The following is a 19126-nucleotide window of genomic DNA, read 5'->3' on the forward strand; positions in this document are numbered from 1 at the left end:
CCGAGAAGCGGGTTGAACCTTTTTGGCATTTTAATAATAAACAAGGGAGGATAATCCGTTAATGTGCGAGAGATAACGGATGTCGCTAGCTTTCTTCATCAAGGTAGCCGGCAAACCTTTCAGTTCGATGCCCGTCTCGCCGATGAAGCCGACCGCGTCCTTCCGTCCAAGGCTGGCCAACGTTCCGGAGAATACGAAATGGAAGGCTTCCATGGGGATGCCTTTCAAATAAGCCGCGATATTCTCGCCGACTTGCTCGCCCATCTGCCACGCGAGCTGCGCGCTCTCCGGGATCGGACTGCCTTCCGGGCCGATCACGATCCCGCAATCCCCCGCAACGAATACATCGGGATGAGAGGTCGATTGCAAGAACGGATTTAAAGTCGCGCGTCCGCGATTCACTTCCACGCCGCAATCGGCGACAAGCGCGCTGCCCTTAACGCCGCCGGTCCAAATCAAGGTGTTAGCGTCGATCCTTCTTCCGTCCTTCAAGCTAACGGTCACCCCGTTAACTTCGGTGACCGGGAGCCCGGTAAGCAGCTGTACCCCTCGCTTCTCTAGGCTTTCCGTTCCTCGCCGAACCAATTCGGACGGAAAACCTTTTAGAATCGTCGGGCTGGCTTCCACCAGAAGGAGGGATACATCCGCATAATCGACGTTGTATCTGCGGCAAATGCCGGGCAGTTCGTCCACAAGCTCGCCGATAAGCTCTACGCCGGTAAGGCCGCCGCCACCGATGATGAAGGTCGCGTCCGCCTTGTTCTTCGTCTTGGCGTATTCGCTAATACGCTCGTTAACATGCTTGAAGATCCTGTGCGCGTCCGCCACCGATTTCAAGGTCAAGCTGTTTTCCTGAAGCCCAGGAATGCCGAAATAGTTGCTTTCGCTGCCCGGAGCCAGGACTAACGCGTCATAGCTATACGATGTGCCGTCCTCCAGTACGACTTTACGGCCCTCCAGGTCGATCTTGTGTACCGAGCCGATTTGTAAATCGACTTCTTTATTTTTCATAAGCTTATTTAAAGGCATAGCAACGGCCTGTTCAGGGACGTTACCGGCGGCAAGACGATGCAGCTCGGTAATGATTTGGTGAGTCGCCACGCGATTAATAACGGTTATTGAAGCCTCCTCGGCCGTTAAACGCGCTCGCGCCGAAATGGCGCTTAACAGTCCCCCGTAACCGGCTCCGACAATGACTATTTTTTTGCGCATATGAATCCTCCTCCACTTTATTGTTTTCTTTCGCCCATAATATCCAGATAAGCTTGGCCGAATCGAAGCATCCTTTGAAGTTCGGGATTTTTCAGCAATTTCAGCATGCCGAACAGGCCGATCGTTTCGTTGCTTTGCTCAGCGCGGTCGTTGGCTTCTATGGCCGCGGACGCGAACTCTTTCGCCTTCTTTTCGATCGGAATCGCCAATTCTTTGATGCTTTTCGCCGTATCCGCGATAAGCACGCGATCCGAGAGCACCTTTTGCGCTAAATCGTAGGTCTTAGTAATCTGAGCGGAAATCTCGGCAAGCTTAGGCAATTGAGTGATCAGTAAGGATAAGGCTTCTTGGACTTCCGGCTTCGATAACTGATTCAACAAATCCGCAGTACCTTTAGCCTCAGCCGCCAAAGCTCCTTGCTCCGACTCGAGTATAGGCGTATTCGACATTTTTGGTTCCTCCTTATGTGATTAATTTCACATGATAACACCTGAGTTGAGATGGTTATTATTTTCTATTGTATATAAAACGATTAATGGTCGTTTTATGTGACCATTATAGCGATGTAAATCTTCCCATTTTTATCGGACCGCGGAATGGAGTGGAAGTAAGAATTTTCCGTTGCTACGTTTTTGGGTATAATAATGGGTAGTTGCTATATTAGTCTCGTCAATGGATAGAGAAGAGGGATGGAAATGTCGTATATCGTTGATTTTAAGAATGTGTCCACGGTAGGATTAGAGTCTTCGCCCGTAGTAGAAGCGCTCGCCGGTTTACGTGCGAATGAAGCCCGTTATTTTATGAATAAATACGAGCATGAATTTACGGTTGTACCGGCTAACGAAAGTCAGGAGAATCTTGATTACGTGAACCGGATTTTGCAAGAACGAGATATTTCGTTTGCGGCCAAACCTTTGGAAACGTCCCGTTTTCAAGTAGCAAACATCCAGTTTACCTACGTCTTCTATGAAGACGGTCTTTCGGTGAATGTCATGTATACGGTGGATGACGCTAAGAAACGGGCCGTTGGATTTAAGCTGTCCGAGGGGATGGAGATACCCAAGGAGCTAGAAACGAAGTTTAAGTTTGCTAGACAGAAATCCAAACTGGCCGGAACGATTCGGGGCTCCTTTTTCGTCATTAAAGGACAATATTAAGAAGCAAAGGCGCTTATGGAGAAATCCAGCCAATAAAGCCAATACTTAAGAGCCAACTTCATGCGAAGTTGGCTTTTCTCTGCTTATGCAGGAATGAAGGAGAAGGCTATGGAACTATTTAAGAGAAAGCAGTTCATAGCGGGTGGAGGCTTGCGGCATGGAATTCGATGCAATCGTAGTGGGAGCCGGACTTGCCGGGCTGGTCGCGACAGTAGAGATTGCGGATGCCGGTAAGAGGGTGCTGCTTGTCGATCAAGAGCCGGAGACTTCGTTCGGGGGGCAAGCTTGGTGGTCGTTCGGAGGCTTGTTCCTCGTTAATTCTCCCGAGCAACGGCGGTTGGGCATCAAGGATTCGAAAGCGCTTGCCTGGCAGGACTGGATGGGAGCGGCGGGCTTCGATCGGGAGGATGACCAAGATTATTGGGGACGGCAATGGGCTGAAGCCTACGTGGAATTCGCTTCCGGAGAAAAACGGGCTTGGCTGCACAAGATGGGCGTGCGATTCTTCCCGATCGTAGGCTGGGCGGAACGAGGCGGCTATCTTGCCGAGGGGCATGGCAATTCAGTGCCTAGGTTTCACATTGTTTGGGGCACGGGTCCCGGCATAGTCGCGCCATTCGAACGGCGCGTTCGCGAGCATATGAAGAGCGGAGCCGTCACGTATCGGCCGCGTCATCGCGTGGATCGTCTGTTGAGTAGCAATGGCGCTATTAATGGAATAACGGGATCTATCCTTGCGCCAAGCACTGCCGCTCGCGGAGAAGCAAGCTCCCGGGAGGTAGCGGGGGAGTTCGAGTATCGTGCGCGATCGGTGCTTGTCAGCAGCGGCGGCCTTGGCGGTAACCATGAAATGATCAGACGGAATTGGCCGAGTAGACTCGGCGAGCCTCCTGCCGAGATGCTCTCCGGCGTGCCTGCGCATGTTGACGGGCGGATGCTGGATATTACGGAGCAAGCCGGCGGACGAATCGTCAACCGCGACCGAATGTGGCACTATACCGAAGGCATTAAGAACTGGAATCCGGTTTGGGATAAGCACGGCATCCGAATTCTCCCGGGTCCGTCCTCGATCTGGTTGGATGCGCGCGGGCAACGTCTTCCGGCCCCCAATTTTCCGGGCTTCGATACTTTGGGAACGCTCGAGACGATCGTGAAGACAGGCTATGGTTATTCCTGGTTTATTCTGACGCAGAAAATGATCGAGCGCGAATTCGCGTTGTCGGGTTCCGAGCAGAATCCGGATTTGACGGGGAAGAGCATTAAACAAGTGCTGTCGCGGGTACTGCCGGGAGCAACGGCTCCCGTGAAGGCTTTCATGGAACAAGGCGAAGATTTCGTGATTGCGAAGTCGTTGGCGGAGCTAGTCGCCGGCATGAACAAGCTGACGGAGGAGCCGCTGCTTAATTTAGCGGACATTGAACGGCAGCTGATTGCGCGGGATCGCCAGATCGACAATAAATTTACCAAGGATCTTCAAATTACGGCGATCCGAGGCGCCAGGAATTATCTCGGCGACAAATTAATACGGGTCGCTTCGCCGCACAAGATGCTAGATCCTCGGAACGGTCCGCTCATTGCGGTCCGGCTCCGCATCGTAAGTCGCAAAACATTAGGCGGGTTGCAGACCGATTTGTCCGGACGTGTGCTGAACGGCGATGGGGAAGCGATCAAGGGGCTATACGCGGCCGGGGAAGCATCGGGTTTTGGCGGCGGAGGCTTTCACGGATATCGCGCTCTCGAAGGTACGTTTCTTGGCGGTTGTCTGTTCACCGGAAGAACGGCAGGGCGCGCGATTGCAGGGGAATAAGAATGTATTATCTGCTGGGAAGAGAATAGTGGGTTTTGAGCGCATAGAGAAGGGCACCCTCTCGGGTGCCCGATGAACCTATGATCACGAGCTGCGCAGGCGATTACTCTTGTTGGGAATCGTTCGCGGATTCGGCGTTCTCGAAAGCTTCGGCGACTTCTTCCGCGGAAATTTCGACGTCGTCCGCGCCGGGTACCGGCAGCTTATTAAGCGGCGTCGTTTGCACCTCGGCTTTGGATGCTTGATTGGATGATTCGGACATGTGGGCACCTCCTTCGCGCACGAATACGTTTTAGAATGCACAGGAAAACGATGGAATATGCGGACAATTTTACTCGAGAGGGGAAAGACGAATGAATACCCGAAAAGAACCGCGCAAGGCCGAAGATAGGGGTGTCGTCAGCATCTTGGAAATCGTGAACGCCGCGACGGGCGAACGTCGGAAGTTGGCGGAATTTCAAGAACTGATAGAGGCGCCGAACTGGACGCGGGACGGTAAGAGGCTCATCTATAATAGCGGAGGGCTGCTTCATTCCTTCGACTTGGAATCGCGAACGAGCGTAGCGATCGATTCCGCCTACGCGGATCGTTGCAACAACGACCATGTGCTGTCGCCCGATAATGCTCGGGTGGCGGTGAGCCATCATACGTCGGAGGACGGCCAGTCACGCATTTACATTTTGCCGCTGGAAGGCGGTCGTCCGACATTGATCACCCCGATGGCGCCAAGCTATCTTCATGGCTGGTCTCCGGACGGAAACACGCTGGCGTATTGCGCGGAACGGGACGGCTCTTACGATGTTTACGCCATTCCGGCGGACGGCGGAGAGGAAATCAGGCTGACCGATACTCCGGGCTTGGACGACGGCCCCGAATATTCGCCGGACGGAGCGCATATTTGGTTTAATTCGACCCGCTCGGGGTTGATGCAAGTTTGGAGCATGAACGCGGATGGCAGCGAGCAGACCCAGATGACGTTCGAGGAGAGCAACAATTGGTTTCCCCATGTTTCGCCCGATGGACGGTCGGTAGCCTATATCGCCTATAGGGTTGGAGACGTGGCGCCCGCGGATCATCCGGCGAACAAGAATGTGGAGATTCGCGTGATGCCGGTCGGCGGCGGGCAATCTCGCTTGCTTGCGGAGCTGTTCGGAGGGCAGGGTACGATCAACGTGAACTCGTGGTCTCCGGATAGCCGGGAGTTGGCTTTCGTAAGCTATCGAATGAGAGAATAGAGTCGCGTCCATCATTCTATATTGGTCTCGCAAATAGAGACGGTTGCTGATTTCCATTAGGGAATCGGCAACCGTCTTTGCGTATTCGGGAATATATGGAACAATTGACTGTAACATTCCCTCGTGATATATTGTGCATATACAACATACACAATTTGATGAGGAGGTAACGTATGCTGGCATTAGACATCCGAAATTTAAATAAGAAATACCCGGGTTTTCAGTTAACAGAGGTATCGTTTCAACTGGAAAAGGGTTATATCATGGGTTTTATCGGTGCCAACGGCGCGGGAAAAACAACCACCATAAAGTCGATCTTGAAAATGGTTCAAATCGATAGCGGCGAAATCAGCATTTTGGGCAAGAACATCGCCGAACACGAAATCGAATTGAAGCAAGAAATCGGATATGCATTCGGCGGCATCGATTTCTATACGCGCAGCAAGCTGAAAACGTTGACCGAGGTCATTAAGAAATTCTATAAGAATTGGAATGACGAAACTTATTACAACTATCTGAGAAGATTCAAATTGGACGAAAACAAAAAAATCGCCGAATTGTCGACGGGAATGAAAGTGAAGTACAGCTTGGCCCTTGCTTTATCTCATGGCGCGAAGCTTCTTGTCCTTGACGAACCGACAAGCGGACTCGATCCGGTCGCTAGAGACGATCTGCTGGATATTTTTCAAGAGCTCGTACTCGACGGCGAAATCAGCATTCTCTTCTCTACACACATTACTTCCGATTTGGAAAAATGCGCGGATTTTATTACCCTGATCGAGAAGGGGCAAATCGTCGCCAGTTCCGAGAAAAACGAATTTATGGAATCTTATCGTTTACTTAGCGGTAGCGAGAGTCAATTGCACCAAGTAAAGGAACGGCTGATTTCCTACAAGATCAATTCATTCGGCTTTACGGGACTGATTCATTCCAGAGACTTCGACCCCTCTTCCGATATTAAAGCAACCACGCCGAGTCTCGAGGAAATCATGATTTATTTTGCGAAAAAGGAGGATACCTATGTATAACTTAGTGATGAAGGACTTGAAACTGGGAGTAAATCCCATGTTTTTCGCATTTCCTTTCTTAATAGGCGCCTTAATGTTTGTTCCCGGGTGGCTCTACTTTCTCGTCCCGCTTTATTTTTGTTGGATAACGATTCCGAACATGTTCGCCGGATTTAGAAGTCAGAACGATTTGATGTTTACCGCGATATTGCCCGTAATCAAACAAGACATCGTGAAAGCAAGGGTAACCGTTATCGTCATCCTGGAATTATTGCATGTTGGAGTTGCAATGATCTATGGCATGATCACGTTTCGCCTATACCCGCATCTAACCTACTATTTCTTTGCGCCGCACATGGGCTTCTGGGGACTCTGCTTTGTCATGCTCGGGATATTCAATATCATATTTATATCCGTGTACTATAAGACAGCGTATAAATACGGCGGAGCGACGACCGCATCCATTACAGGCGCGATGCTTTTTGCCGGAGTCGCGCAATGGCTCGGAGTCGATAATTCTTTTGTTTCCGACACTTTCAACGGGACCGGCGCTGACGATATTGGGCTTCAAACATCCATCCTGTTTGCAGGAATCGTGATATTCATTGCACTCACCCTAATGGCTTATCGAATTGCCGTTAAACGATTCCTTAAAGTAGAAATCCAATGAACATAGCTATTTCGAGCACCTCCGAGAAACCGATTTATCAGCAGCTTTTCGAACAAATCAGTGCCCAAATACTGAAAGGCGAGTTAGAAAGCGGCTATGGTTTACCGCCGATTCGACAAGCGGCCCTGGAGCTTCGCGTTAGTGTCATCACCGTAAAGAAAGCTTGGGAGGAACTTGAACGAAGCGGATTGATAAATACAGTAACGGGCAAAGGATGTTTTGTAGCTGAATTCTCGCCCGATGAGATGCTGAGAATACGTAATGACATGATCCTGAAGCAAATGAAAGTCGATACATCGTACTACAAATCCTTTGGCCTCACGCTAGAAGAAACGATGGAGCTGTTGAAAAAAATTTATTAATAGAGCCTCTCTCGCTATACCGATGATTCTATGACGTCTGAATCGTCTATGTTTATGAATCGCAAATCGATTTCATCCAAACTCGAGGAGGAAAAATCTATGTCGGTAAAGCTAACCCCTTATATTACCTTGGAGGGACGCGCAAGAGAGGCCATTCGGTTTTATGAACAAGCCATAGGCGCGGAAGTCCTCTCCATGGTGACTTACGGAGAAATGCCGGACATGCCCAGTACGTTTACTGACGATATGAAGAGTCTTGTGGCGCATGCCAAGCTAAAAGTCGGCGAAACGGAGCTCATGTTTTCGGATTCTCCGGGAGGTGCGCCTATTCAAAATGGTAAACGGGTTACTATTTGCATCACAACGAACGAAGTAGAAAAATCAAAACGAATATATGATGCCTTGCGGCAAGGGGGGCAAGTCAATATGCCGTTTAAGGAAGAACCGTTCAGCCCCGGATTCGGCGACGTAACGGACAAATTCGGCGTAACCTTTCAAATCTATACCGAGATGGATAGCTAAATGATGGATAAGCGCTTGATCGATCGGAAAGGGCGGTGCAAGGTTAACCTTGCACCGCCCTTTCTTGCTTTTGGTCTAGCACAATACAGACACGCGAGTGGTACGGGTTGACTCTTAATTCATCTGTGTCTCGATGTTCTTAATCCTACACAACCTTTACCTTTGCGATTTACGAATCGCTTCAGTCATTCGCCTCCCGCAGAACTTGGCTCCCGCCGGCGTCCATGAACTCTTTGACGAAATCGTCGAAGTAATTCAACGGTTTTTCGCCTGTTATGATGGAGATATAAGCTTTGTCTTTCATTTGTATTAAATCGGGACCCTTGCTGATTAAGGAAGGAGTCGCGACTTTCAAAGCATTGTAGATGCCGTCCTTGTCCAGACTCAAGCTCGAGGCCCATTGCTCCCTCCGTTGCGTAGGTTTCGAGGGCACGGTCATGCCCAGACTCGAGCCGATTACGTTTTGATAATTGAACATTTTGTCATAGGGAGGCATCACAATGACGTCCTCCTTCGCGGACCCAGCCCATTTCCAATGCTTTCCCTGGACTCCGTAGATCATGGAATTGTACTCGTCCGGATCGGGATTGGCGCTAACGTAGTCCAATATTTGAAGGATTTTCTCCATTTTACCCGGCTCCTTGGCGGCGTCGGCTCCGATTGCCGTGAAATTCATCAGCATATCGTAAGCTTGGGAGCCTCGTTTGCCGTCCGGTCCGCTAAATGGCCGTCCGAATACGATCCGGGCTTGCGGATACTTGGCGGTCAACTCCTTCACATTGAATGTGGCCTCTACGGGCGTTTCTTCGCCATCCGCATTCAACGCTGAATAATCCCCTTTTTGAATCCAATGATAGTAATTGCCCATGGAGGTCATCCCGATTTTTCCCTCTATGAAGGCGTGGGACAGATGCTTGTAGCCCCCTTTATTCTCGCCGGTAATAAACTCCGGATCGATAACGCCGTCGCGGTACCACTTGCGAAGATATTGCAGAGCCTCCTTCATCTCCGGCTCCAATGCGCCAATAACCAGATTGTTATCCTTCTCCCCGAAGTAGAGCTGGTCCGCGAAAACAATCTGCCCGAATGCGCCGAAGACAACGTTCATTCCTTGGAGCGACAAGCCGTAAGTATCCTTCTTTCCGTTGCCGTCAGGATCCTCGTTTGCGAATGCATAGATCACCTTTTCGAAATCGGATAGTGTATTAGGCACCGGAAGCCCCAGCTTATCCAGCCAATCCTTGCGATAAACGACAGGCATGCGATAAATGTTGGTGGGATTGATGACGGGAATTCCATAATACTTCTCGTCAATGACGCCATCGTACTGATAAGCCGGGGCGTTGTTCCTGATGGCCTTCATAATGTTCGGGGCGTATCTGTCCAGCATGTCGGCGGGAATTTCGGCAAGCAAACCTTGCTGCTGATACTTGAGAAGATCCTGCGGCTGTCTGATTCTAAACAAATCGGGAATATCGCCCTGAGCCAGCTTCATATCCAGAAGCGATTCGTATTGATTGTTCTCCAGATTCCATACGTCAAGATCCACGTTGAATTTATCTTCCACGTACTTTAGCATCTCGGCATCCTCGGGAACCGGCACATTCAGATGCATCGTCCAAGAGATGTTATATCTCGGGCTGTCGGAGGGAACGGAGGACTGTCGATGTTCCGAGTTAGATAAGCTCCCCGGCCTCGCTTCGCAACCGCAGATCGCAACAAAAACGACAAATAGAATCGCGAAACGCCATAGTACTCTCGTAGCCAATACGATTATCCTCTCTGAAACGCAAGATTTCTTCCAAAGGCGAATGAAAGCTTTAAGCATGCTTAGCCGCGTTGCGCAAATAAGTACCCGGCGTGCAGCCGTGAATATCCTTGAATTTTTTAATGAAATAAGCGACGGTCCCATAGCCGACGGCATTCGATATTTGTTCGATCGTCATTTTATTGCCTTCGATTAACGTTCTTGCTTTTTCCATACGCCGTGTCGTGACGTAATCCGTATAAGTAACGCCAAGCACTTCCTTAAAGAGTCTGCTCAAATACTTAGGACTAATAAACACTTTAGCCGCCACCGCATCGAGAGACAGATCCTCCGACAGATGGTCATGTATATATTGCTTGGCAAACTCGATGCTCGAGGTAGCTCTTTCGCTGGTTCGCTTCTCCATTTGGTCGACGAATGAGGCGATGGACTCCATGAGCCATGTACGATATTCATGAATGTCGCGGATCTGGAGAAGTTGATTGTGCAAGTCCGGATGCTCGTTAACGTCATGCTTATACCGGACGCTCTTTAGGTAGTCGGAATAGATGAAAACGGTGTTGGCGAGCACGAACCGGCAGTAATCAGCCGCATATGTTCCCTCTCTTAGGGCGCCGATTAAATGGTCGACAGCGATCTCGATCTCGTTCATATCGCGCAATTGCAACTTTTCTCTGAAGCGGTTGAGGAAGGACTGAGGGATTTCGTCCAGGCTGCTCTCCCGTTCAAGGAGATTCAGATCCTTCAGAACGGACAGCTCCGGCTGGAAATACCCGTATTTCATCATAGATTCCGCTTCATTAAAGCTAATGTGTATTTCGCCAAGGTCCTTTACCCAGGACCCCCAGGAAATCTGACCGTTCAGATCGAACCGGGTTTTGCCCATCGACAACACCCTGTCGGAGAACTGCTCTAATAGCGTATCGCTCGCAGATAGAGAGCAAATCATTACGACGATTTTCTTGTCCGGAAGCTCTTCGGCAATCATACGGCTTTCCGGAAAGGACTGGATTTCCAACTGATTGATCAGCCAGTTCGCGAACGGGACGTCCTTCTTGTCCGAATTCAGGAGCAGGCAACAATAATGGGTGTATCCCTGAGGAATTCCAAGGTAGGGCAGCTCCTCGGCTAATTCTTCACGGGTATAACCATTGCGCAACATGTTGAGTACGATATTATGCTTGATAACCGAGTTGTTAGCCTGCAGCGTCTCTTCCAGGCTGCTGACTTTGTCGTTGAGCTTAACGAAGGCGGAGTCGATAAGTCCGTACTCATTCATTACATGATCGGGTGACTGATCGGTTAAAGACTTGATTTTGTTAACCAATCGTTTGATCGGACTGTAATTCGCCAAGGCAAAGACTCCGGATAACGCGATGCCCAACAAAAGCGCGAACATGCAAATGCCCAGAATCGACTTTTGTATCAAATGGGATTTTTCGTAGAAGGTGTCGGCGGGAACGGCGCTATAGATTTTCCAACCGCTGGTCGGTATCGATTGGAAGGATATTGCATAGGCGGTATGGCCGATGGTCTCATTAAAACTCCCAAACGCGGTCCCGGACAATAATGCCTTGGTTATTCCGGAATCAGATTCGTGCTGCAGCCCTAATTTGTTGATATCCGAATCGCTTATCGTGTTTCCGGACTGATCCAGAATAAAGGTGTTTGTATATCGGCTTGGCATCATGTTCCGGATAATGCCGCTAATTACATCCTCTTTCACGTCTACGGCGATGATCAAATCGCTATTTGCCCGCGAGGATTGGATGGAATAGCTATGCGCATAAGTAAATAAGGCATTATCGTTACTGCCGGGCAAGCTGGAAAATATGTCATTCGGGACTAGCCGGGTCGACGTCCAAATCTCGCTTTTGTTATGGCTTCGAAATTCGTTGATCCAATCCGAGAAATAAACGGCGGAGTTTCCTTGATCCGCGTTTAGTTCCAGACCATAGGTTGAGGAAAGCATGACGCGTTGCCTTGGATAATACAAGTGAATGGCACTTACGAGCTCCGAGTTATTTGCCACTTTAGACTTAAGCAACGCCTGTAGGCTGATTACTTTGCTGGGAATGACGGAATCGGAAGAGTCGTTAAATAAACGGAGATCTATGTTTGTGTTCAAAGAAATATCCAAATAGAGCTGCTGAACTCTCTGAAAAACGGTAGATTCAATCGTTTGGGCCGTATTCTCCAGCGTGAGTTGATTTTGGTTTCGCAGTTCTTCCTTATAATGTTTCGAGAAATAGAGATATAAAGTAGAGCAAAGCAACAGAACGATAACGAGCACAATCGTTACATACGATAAGGTCAGGTTTGCCAGTACGGAATTCCGCTTTTTCAAGAATGATTCACCGTCCGTTACGAATGTATACTTTACGATAACTGGACTTCTGTAAACTTATCCGCGACTTTTGTTATGGCAATGTTAAAACTGACGCCTAGCGGTATAAAAAAATATGGAAAGACCGAAAAGCTCCCATTTTGATATTAAGGAGAAATTGTTGTATTGAGGAGAGAGCAGCCCGGATGATAGATTGGGAAAGTCGTCTCCGGCACATGCGGAGCGGCAATAACAACTAGGAGTGGACAACGCCTTGAATAAGAACGCAATGAAAAAAAGAGTATCCGTCGCCTTGGGTATGCTCCTCATTACGAATACGGTCGCTGGAAGTTTTGCGGCTCCGGCATCGGCAGCGTCGACCGATCTGCCCCCGGCTCCGGCATGGGGTTATTTTGTAGACAACTATAAAAATAATACTTCCGTTAATATGACGGTGTATTCCAATCCGGCCATCGGCACTCTTTCTAAATATTTGGATTTGTGGACTCCGGGGACATCCTGGAATAACGGCACCAAGCTGAACGCCGCCGTTCTGGACGCTAACATTCAATATGTGGCGGATCTAGCCGCTACCCGCACCCCGGCACAAGGGGATGCCGCGTATTACGATGATCGGAGAAACCAAACGTATTCCGTAATAGACGGCCTCGGATCTTTGGCCGACGTGTACCGAAGCACTACGAATACGTTCACGTCGATCAAGAGCATTCCGGAAGACGCCACAACCGTAAAATACGATGACCTCAACGGTGCCAACAAAGGCGGGGATTCGAGTTCCGAGCTGGGCAAGATGGTAGATTTGATCGGCACGCTGCGAGGCAACTATGCTTCGACAACGCCTTCGAAAAATTTCTATAACTACATGCGCCCCTATCGCTGGGCCGATAATACTTCCATGATCGTGCCTACCCTGAGACCCGCGATCAGCCCGACGCCGGCCACAGATGGCGGCTTCCCGAGCGGACATACGAACGCTTCGTATTTGGCGGCCTTAGCATTGGCTTATTCGGTGCCTGAACGCTTCCAGGAGCTGCTGACCCGGGCCTCGGAAATCGGCAACAACCGGATTGTAGCGGGGATGCACTCGCCGTTAGACGTTATGGGCGGTCGGGTCCTGGCTACGGCGCTGGCGGCGGCTGCACTTGCAGATCCGGATAACGCCGCGATCAAACAGGAAGCCTATGCCCAAGCGCATGAAATTTTACTCGCTAAGACCGGTACGGCGGAAGATCGCTTCACCGATTATCGCAAGAACAAGGCGCAATATTCCGAGCGGTTGACGTATGGATTTAAGCCGATCGGCTCCGTGACGGAGCCCGTGGCTGTTCCGAAGCGCGCCGAGGTGCTTCTCGAAACGCGCTTGCCGTATCTGAGCGACGAGCAACGCCGCGAGGTGTTGGCAACGACGGGTTTGCCATCCGGTTATCCGGTACTGGATGATCCCGAAGGATGGGGAAGATTGGATTTATTTGCTGCCGCGGACGGATACGGTGCGTTCGAGCGTGCCGTTACGGTAACGATGGATGCCGATAAGGGCGGATTCTATGCCATGGATCAGTGGCGGAACAACATCTCGGGCAGCGGCAAGCTGACGAAGGACGGAAGCGGTACGTTGAAGCTGATGGGCGGTAACACGTATACCGGCGGAACCGAGCTGAGCGCGGGCACGCTGGAAGGCGATTCGGAGACGGCGTTCGGTAAAGGCGACGTAGCGGTGAATGGCGGAACGCTTGCGGAACGCGTTAACGGCAAAATGACGATCGGCGGGGATTTGACCCTAACCGCGAGCGGTACGCTGGAGCTGGGCATGGCTAGCGCGAGCGACGTGCTCGATGTAAAAGGCGCGGTAGCCGCGAACGGGAAGCTTCGAGTGAAATTCGATGCCGGTTATGTGCCCGGCGCGGGCTCCGTGGCGCTGATAAATCATAGCGAGAACCAACGGACCGGACAGTTCAGCTCGGTCGAGATCGAAGGATTGCCTAGCAAATACAGCACTCGGGTAGTGTATGAATCCAACCGGATCGCGTTGGCCATTACGGATACAACGGGCACGGGCACATATACTCCGCCAAGCTCCGGGACGGTACCTCATGACACGAACAACGGAGGTTCAACAGGCGGGAATGCAGAGCTGCCGCCCGTTAAAGCGAGTCCGTTCGTATCTAACGTGGTGAACCAAGAGTCTCTTCTGAAAGTAATCGGCGAAGCGGCCGCAGCAACCAAGAACGAGAACAAAACGTTCAGCGACACCTCCGGCCATTGGGCAACGGACGACATTGCCATCGCGGTGAGATTGCTTATCGTCGACGGATATAAGGATAATACTTTCCGTCCGAATGCACCTGTAACAAGAGCTGAAATCTCGGCGATGATCGTCCGCGCCTTGGGACTGACGCCGAATCCTTCATCTAGTGTCTTCAAGGACACGGGCTCGAATTGGGCAGCCGGCTATATCGGCTCGCTGGCTGAGAAAGGGGTCGTAACCGGCTATAAGGATGGCAGCTTTAAACCGGATGCGGCCATCACTCGCGCCGAGTTGGTGGCGATCATTGGACGCGTGTTAAACCTTAGCGCATTGGCAACCGATGCGCGGGCGGATTTCACGGACGTAAGCGACGACTATTGGGCCGCAAGCACGATCGAGCAAGCCTACTCGGCCAAGCTGGTGAAAGGAACTTCTTCTTCCACCTTTGCGCCTAACGGCAAGACGACTCGCGCCGAAGCGGTGACGCTCATCGTTCGCGCACTGGAAAGCGATAGCGCGGTCAAGGCAATCATTGAAGGAATGTAACCTGCTCATTCAGCAGATACATCCATAGACCGGCAATAGCGATAGAACGAATCGTATCCTACAATAAGACCGTCAGGGAGATTATCCCTGACGGTTTTTCTTATGCTGTCAGGTAGGTAGAAGTAAGCTAGGGTGAGAGTCATCCATTTCAAATACGATGTTTTTCAATGTACTTTTGGAATAAGTTCAAGAATTAAGCTGGATAAAGATGTTTTTTATTCCTATTGGTCTCCGGTTGCCTTATTCCTTTCCTAAATATGATCAAAAGTGATGTTCTTCATTCTACTTTGATTACAAAAGTGCTCAATAGCTCCAATAACGATGATTACCATTCTACTTATAGGGGTTTCGTACCTCGACTGAGGCGAATGGTTGTTACGATCATAGCAACGCCGCACCCTCTCTCGCCGAAATCTAACGTTTGTTGACTGCGGTCTCATGTTTTTAGTCTGGAATGAGGCTATCGACTTTCTATACAATGACATCAGCCAGATCATATTGTTTCCGCTTTACATGTAAATTCGACCATCTAATGGATAAATCTCGAGCGATGAATTGAAGGCGCATACATTCCAAAACACGAACAAGCAGAAGGGGTGGCTAACATGGACATGAAAAGCGGGCGAAGACGTTTGCGAACGCGCTGGCGCACGCAGGATACCGAACTGACGCTTCTGGCTCTACCTACGACCGTCTGGTATATCCTGTTTTGTTTCTTGCCGATGTTCGGTCTGATTATTGCCTTTAAGGATTTCAAGATCCACGGCGGTTTTCTCAGCAACGTCATTCATAGCGAATGGTCCGGCTTCAAAAACTTCGAATTTCTGTTCAAGTCTAACGATGCTTGGATCGTCATCCGCAATACGTTGGGCTACAACTTGGTGTTCATTATCCTGGGCATCGCCGTGCCCGTCACCTTAGCGCTGATGATCGGTCAACTGCACAACCGCAAAGCGGGGAAAATCTATCAAACGATGATGTTCCTGCCGTACTTCCTCTCCTGGGTCGTCGTATCCGCGGTTGCTTGGGCGTTCCTAAGCTTCGATAAGGGGATCGCCAATCAATACCTCGCCGAGCTCGGCAAGGATCCCGTGAACTGGTATATGGAAGCGAAATACTGGCCGTACTTTCTCATCTTTATGAATATGTGGAAGGGCTTGGGCTATGGCATGGTCGTCTATTTGGCTACGATAGCCGGAATCGACTCCACGTATTACGAGGCGGCCGTGATCGACGGCGCTTCGAAGTGGCAGCAAGCGCGATATATTACGTTGCCCCTTATGAAGCTCGTCATCGTAATGATGTTCATATTGGCGATCGGTCGCATCTTCTACACGGACTTCGGTTTGTTCTTCCAAGTTCCGCGGGATTCAAACTCGTTGTTCAACGTGGCGACGACCATAGACGTACTTGTGTACAAGCAACTCAAGACGGCTACCGTAGGCATGGCTTCCGCTTCCGCATTCGTACAATCCGTACTCGGATGCGCGACCATTCTGATAGCCAACTGGATCGTTCGCCGGGTAGATCCGGACAGCGCCATGATGTAAGGGGGAGGCTTGAAAATGACAACGAGAGCTAACTATCGGACGGGTCTCGACAAATTCAACCGAATCGGCACCGCCGCGAACGTGTTTTTCCATGCGGTATTCATCTTATTGACGGTGGTCTGCCTGGTGCCCATCCTTGTGGTGCTGTCCGTATCGCTATCCAGCGAAGATTCCATTCGTCATAGCGGCTACCATCTTTTCCCGAAAGTTCTTTCGGGAGAGGCTTACTACTATATTGCCCAGCAAGGAACGATGATTTCCCGGGCGCTCGGCGTATCCGTGCTCGTTACCGCAGTCGGTACCGTACTGGGCGTGCTGCTCACCACTTCGATGGGTTATGTAATCTCCCGACCGAATTACAAGCTCAAAGGGCTGCTGACCTGGGTAGTGTTCATCCCGATGGTGTTCAACGGAGGCTTGGTGTCCAGCTACTATATCAACTCGAACTTGCTGGGCCTGAAGGATACGGTCTGGGCGCTAATCCTGCCACTGGCCGTCTCCTCCTTCAACGTCATTATTTGCAAAACCTTTTTCCGAAGCACCATTCCGGACGGTCTGATCGAATCCGCCGAAATCGACGGCGCGAGCCAGTTGAGAATCTTCTTTTCCATCGTGATCCCTATTTCGTTACCGGTACTGGCAACCATCGGGCTGTTTCTATGCTTTTCTTACTGGAACGATTGGTTCCAATCCATGCTGTACATCAACGATCAGAACCTGTTCTCGCTTCAGGCTTTGCTGAACAGCTTGATGAGCAACGTGGACGCGTTGGCGAAGAACGCCTCCAGCATGGGCATTAGCTATGCGGAGCTCGTCGCCACCATGCCTAAGGAATCCGCCCGCATGGCCGTAGCTATCGTCATAGTAGCGCCCGTGGCCGCCGCCTATCCGTTCTTCCAGAAGTACTTTATATCGGGTCTGACTGTGGGCGCGGTTAAAGGATGAACTCGAAAATAGACCCGGTTGTTGGGTTTATTATAATCACCGGGGAATTCGGACGGTGGATGACAATATGGAAGCCATTAAAGGGAGGAAACGTTCATGAAAAAGACAAAGAAAAATCTGCTCGCCATCGGTGTAGCGGCACTCCTGACAACCGGCCTGGTGGGCTGCAATTCCTCGAATAACGCTTCGACGAACACGCCGGCCGACAATCAGACCGAAACGAATTCGCCGGTTCAATCCGAAGCAAGCAAGCCGGCCGATTCGGGCGATGCGCCTACGCTGGTTTGGTGGACGATCGGCGGTCAAGTGCCCGCCAACTTCGACAAAGCCCTCGCTGCGATGAACGAGTACACGGCCGAGAAAATCGGCGTGAAAATCGACATCAAGGTAGCCGGCTGGGGTGACTGGGACACGAAGATCAACACGATCGTGAACACCGGCGAACCGTTCGACATCATGTTTACGAACAACAGCAAGTACAGCCAGCAAGTCAATATGGGAGCATTCGCGGACCTTACCGCCGACGTGCAGAGCGAAACACCCGATCTCTACAAGCTCATCCCCGAGAAGGTTTGGGACGGAACGAAGGTCGGCGGCAAAATCTACTCCGTTCCGACGTACAAGGACTCTTCTTTGACCCAATACTGGGTGTTCGATGACACCTACGTGCAGAAATACGGCATCGATACCGCCGGCATCAAGTCTCTGAAAGACCTCGACAAACCTTTCCACGATATGAAAGCCGGCGAGGGTAAAAGCTTCTACCCGTTGTCGCTCACCCAAGGCGATGGATTTAACGGATTCTTCAACGGCTACGACGATATGACGCTCGGTCTGGCGCCGCTCGGCGTCAAGGTGGACGACGCTTCCCGTAAAGTGGTATCCGTGCTGGAGCAACCCGACGTCAAAGACGGATTGAAGCTGTTGCACCAATGGTACAATGACGGCATCATCAATCCCGATGCGCCGACTAAGACCGAAGCGGACAAGGCGCGCCCGTTCTTCGCAGCTCAGGCATTCCCTGGCGCGGAAGCGAACTGGCAGATCACGGAAGGCGTTGCGAAGTACGACATGTTCCAAATTTTCGGCCCGATTTACACGACAAGCACGATCCAAGGCTCCTTGAACGCGATCTCCGCCAATTCGAAATATAAGAAGGAAGCCTTGAAATACTTGCAGTTGGTCAATACCGATCCGAAGCTGCGCAATATGCTGGCCTTCGGCGAGCTGGGCGTAGACTACGACAGCGTAGACGGCGAGAAGGTTATCGAGCGCAAAACCGATACGTGGCCGTTGGCCGCTTATACGCAAGGCACGTTCTTCGACCTGGCCGTTACGAAGGGCGCTCCGGTAGACCAATGGGATCAAGTACGCAAGCTTAATGATCAAGCGACTTCTTCCACGAACTTGGGCTTTGCCCTGGACATTAGCGAGCTGAGCACCGAAGTGTCCAATACGAAGGCCGTATGGGACAAATACCGGTATGAACTGATGACGGGCGCCTCCGATCCGGAGAAAATGGTACCGAAGATCGTCGAGGAAATGAAAGCCGCGGGCATGGATACGATTATGAAGGCCGCGCAAGAGCAGATCGATGCTTATTTCAAATAAGCCTTACTGGTGAGCGGCTTCAGGAAAACCCGAACGGAGATTGCCGTTCGGGTTTTCTGGTACCCATATATAAGGATTGATTTTATCGGCGACTACGTTATATGGTTGAGCTGCGGGGTGCGACACAAGCTTATTGCAAAGG

General features: G+C 50.7%; 16 protein-coding genes. 11 read left to right on the forward strand and 5 right to left on the reverse strand.

Going from position 1 to position 19126, the window contains the following annotated elements:
- Nucleotides 1-30 precede the first annotated feature (30 nt).
- Together DFP95_RS20585 and DFP95_RS20590 are read right to left on the reverse strand one after the other, a co-directional pair.
- The gene (locus tag DFP95_RS20585) at nt 31-1212 is read right to left on the reverse strand and encodes an NAD(P)/FAD-dependent oxidoreductase (RefSeq protein ID WP_115994573.1); all 1182 of its coding nucleotides are present in this window, start codon (nt 1210-1212) and stop codon (nt 31-33) included.
- A gap of 17 nt (nt 1213-1229) precedes the next feature.
- Nucleotides 1230-1661: a DUF1641 domain-containing protein gene (locus tag DFP95_RS20590; RefSeq protein ID WP_115994574.1), complete on the reverse strand. Its 432-nt coding sequence runs from the start codon at nt 1659-1661 to the stop codon at nt 1230-1232.
- 246 nt (nt 1662-1907) lie between these two features.
- Between DFP95_RS20590 and DFP95_RS20595 the strand changes: the two genes are divergently transcribed.
- Both DFP95_RS20595 and DFP95_RS20600 read left to right on the forward strand, forming a co-directional pair.
- A complete protein-coding gene (locus DFP95_RS20595; RefSeq protein ID WP_115994575.1) occupies nt 1908-2369 on the forward strand; it encodes a phage tail protein in 462 nt (153 codons plus the stop codon).
- A 157-nt stretch (nt 2370-2526) separates the two neighbouring features.
- Nucleotides 2527-4176 (forward strand): FAD-binding dehydrogenase, encoded by a 1650-nt coding sequence (locus DFP95_RS20600; RefSeq protein WP_115994576.1) that lies wholly within the window; start codon nt 2527-2529, stop codon nt 4174-4176.
- A gap of 103 nt (nt 4177-4279) precedes the next feature.
- Here the strand turns inward: DFP95_RS20600 and DFP95_RS29010 are convergent, their stop codons facing one another.
- Complete coding sequence (locus DFP95_RS29010) at nt 4280-4438, reverse strand: hypothetical protein (protein WP_181907544.1); 159 nt, start codon at nt 4436-4438, stop codon at nt 4280-4282.
- 91 nt (nt 4439-4529) lie between these two features.
- Between DFP95_RS29010 and DFP95_RS20605 the strand changes: the two genes are divergently transcribed.
- From DFP95_RS20605 to DFP95_RS20625, 5 genes are all read left to right on the forward strand, one after another.
- Nucleotides 4530-5411, forward strand: a complete 882-nt coding sequence (locus DFP95_RS20605; RefSeq protein ID WP_115994577.1) for a TolB family protein — start codon at nt 4530-4532, stop codon at nt 5409-5411.
- A 173-nt stretch (nt 5412-5584) separates the two neighbouring features.
- A complete protein-coding gene (locus tag DFP95_RS20610) occupies nt 5585-6439 on the forward strand; it encodes an ABC transporter ATP-binding protein (RefSeq protein ID WP_115994578.1) in 855 nt (284 codons plus the stop codon).
- Nucleotides 6432-7088 (forward strand): ABC-2 transporter permease, encoded by a 657-nt coding sequence (locus DFP95_RS20615; protein ID WP_115994579.1) that lies wholly within the window; start codon nt 6432-6434, stop codon nt 7086-7088. Before DFP95_RS20610 ends, DFP95_RS20615 begins: the two co-directional genes overlap by 8 nt.
- On the forward strand, nt 7085-7450 hold the full coding sequence (locus DFP95_RS20620; RefSeq protein WP_115994580.1) for a GntR family transcriptional regulator: 366 nt from the start codon (nt 7085-7087) through the stop codon (nt 7448-7450). The genes DFP95_RS20615 and DFP95_RS20620 overlap by 4 nt, the downstream gene beginning before the upstream one ends.
- Nucleotides 7451-7549: 99 nt before the next feature.
- Nucleotides 7550-7972 carry a VOC family protein gene (locus tag DFP95_RS20625; protein ID WP_115994581.1) on the forward strand — a complete coding sequence of 141 codons (423 nt, stop codon included), beginning with the start codon at nt 7550-7552 and terminating at the stop codon, nt 7970-7972.
- A gap of 181 nt (nt 7973-8153) precedes the next feature.
- On the opposite strand, the gene DFP95_RS20630 is transcribed toward DFP95_RS20625, so the two are convergent.
- Complete coding sequence (locus tag DFP95_RS20630; protein WP_245987796.1) at nt 8154-9740, reverse strand: extracellular solute-binding protein; 1587 nt, start codon at nt 9738-9740, stop codon at nt 8154-8156.
- 52 nt (nt 9741-9792) lie between these two features.
- Nucleotides 9793-12087 (reverse strand): AraC family transcriptional regulator, encoded by a 2295-nt coding sequence (locus DFP95_RS20635; RefSeq protein ID WP_115994583.1) that lies wholly within the window; start codon nt 12085-12087, stop codon nt 9793-9795.
- A 268-nt stretch (nt 12088-12355) separates the two neighbouring features.
- Here DFP95_RS20635 and DFP95_RS20640 point away from each other — a divergent pair, with 268 nt between their 5' ends.
- The 4 genes from DFP95_RS20640 (at nt 12356) to DFP95_RS20655 (ending at nt 18984) form a co-directional block, all read left to right on the forward strand.
- Entirely contained in the window at nt 12356-14878 is a 2523-nt protein-coding gene (locus DFP95_RS20640) for an S-layer homology domain-containing protein (protein WP_115994636.1), read from the forward strand.
- A gap of 605 nt (nt 14879-15483) precedes the next feature.
- A complete protein-coding gene (locus DFP95_RS20645) occupies nt 15484-16428 on the forward strand; it encodes an ABC transporter permease (protein WP_115994584.1) in 945 nt (314 codons plus the stop codon).
- Between the two features lie 15 nt (nt 16429-16443).
- The gene (locus DFP95_RS20650; protein WP_115994585.1) at nt 16444-17373 is read left to right on the forward strand and encodes a carbohydrate ABC transporter permease; all 930 of its coding nucleotides are present in this window, start codon (nt 16444-16446) and stop codon (nt 17371-17373) included.
- 96 nt (nt 17374-17469) lie between these two features.
- Complete coding sequence (locus tag DFP95_RS20655) at nt 17470-18984, forward strand: ABC transporter substrate-binding protein (protein WP_115994586.1); 1515 nt, start codon at nt 17470-17472, stop codon at nt 18982-18984.
- Nucleotides 18985-19126: the final 142 nt, after the last annotated feature.

This window comes from Cohnella lupini (assembly GCF_003386205.1).
Classification (GTDB): Bacteria; Bacillota; Bacilli; order Paenibacillales; family Paenibacillaceae; genus Cohnella; species Cohnella lupini.

What these genes read in the sequence shown, in the direction of transcription:
- DFP95_RS20620 (WP_115994580.1), top strand. Translation starts at nt 7,085, where the DNA reads ATGAACATAGCTATTTCGAGCACCTCCGAGAAACCGATTTATCAGCAG.
- DFP95_RS29010 (WP_181907544.1), bottom strand. Translation starts at nt 4,438, where the DNA reads ATGTCCGAATCATCCAATCAAGCATCCAAAGCCGAGGTGCAAACGACG.
- DFP95_RS20590 (WP_115994574.1), bottom strand. Translation starts at nt 1,661, where the DNA reads ATGTCGAATACGCCTATACTCGAGTCGGAGCAAGGAGCTTTGGCGGCT.
- DFP95_RS20615 (WP_115994579.1), top strand. Translation starts at nt 6,432, where the DNA reads ATGTATAACTTAGTGATGAAGGACTTGAAACTGGGAGTAAATCCCATG.
- DFP95_RS20640 (WP_115994636.1), top strand. Translation starts at nt 12,356, where the DNA reads ATGAAAAAAAGAGTATCCGTCGCCTTGGGTATGCTCCTCATTACGAAT.
- DFP95_RS20585 (WP_115994573.1), bottom strand. Translation starts at nt 1,212, where the DNA reads ATGCGCAAAAAAATAGTCATTGTCGGAGCCGGTTACGGGGGACTGTTA.
- DFP95_RS20595 (WP_115994575.1), top strand. Translation starts at nt 1,908, where the DNA reads ATGTCGTATATCGTTGATTTTAAGAATGTGTCCACGGTAGGATTAGAG.
- DFP95_RS20655 (WP_115994586.1), top strand. Translation starts at nt 17,470, where the DNA reads ATGAAAAAGACAAAGAAAAATCTGCTCGCCATCGGTGTAGCGGCACTC.
- DFP95_RS20650 (WP_115994585.1), top strand. Translation starts at nt 16,444, where the DNA reads ATGACAACGAGAGCTAACTATCGGACGGGTCTCGACAAATTCAACCGA.
- DFP95_RS20605 (WP_115994577.1), top strand. Translation starts at nt 4,530, where the DNA reads ATGAATACCCGAAAAGAACCGCGCAAGGCCGAAGATAGGGGTGTCGTC.
- DFP95_RS20645 (WP_115994584.1), top strand. Translation starts at nt 15,484, where the DNA reads ATGGACATGAAAAGCGGGCGAAGACGTTTGCGAACGCGCTGGCGCACG.
- DFP95_RS20610 (WP_115994578.1), top strand. Translation starts at nt 5,585, where the DNA reads ATGCTGGCATTAGACATCCGAAATTTAAATAAGAAATACCCGGGTTTT.
- DFP95_RS20625 (WP_115994581.1), top strand. Translation starts at nt 7,550, where the DNA reads ATGTCGGTAAAGCTAACCCCTTATATTACCTTGGAGGGACGCGCAAGA.
- DFP95_RS20600 (WP_115994576.1), top strand. Translation starts at nt 2,527, where the DNA reads ATGGAATTCGATGCAATCGTAGTGGGAGCCGGACTTGCCGGGCTGGTC.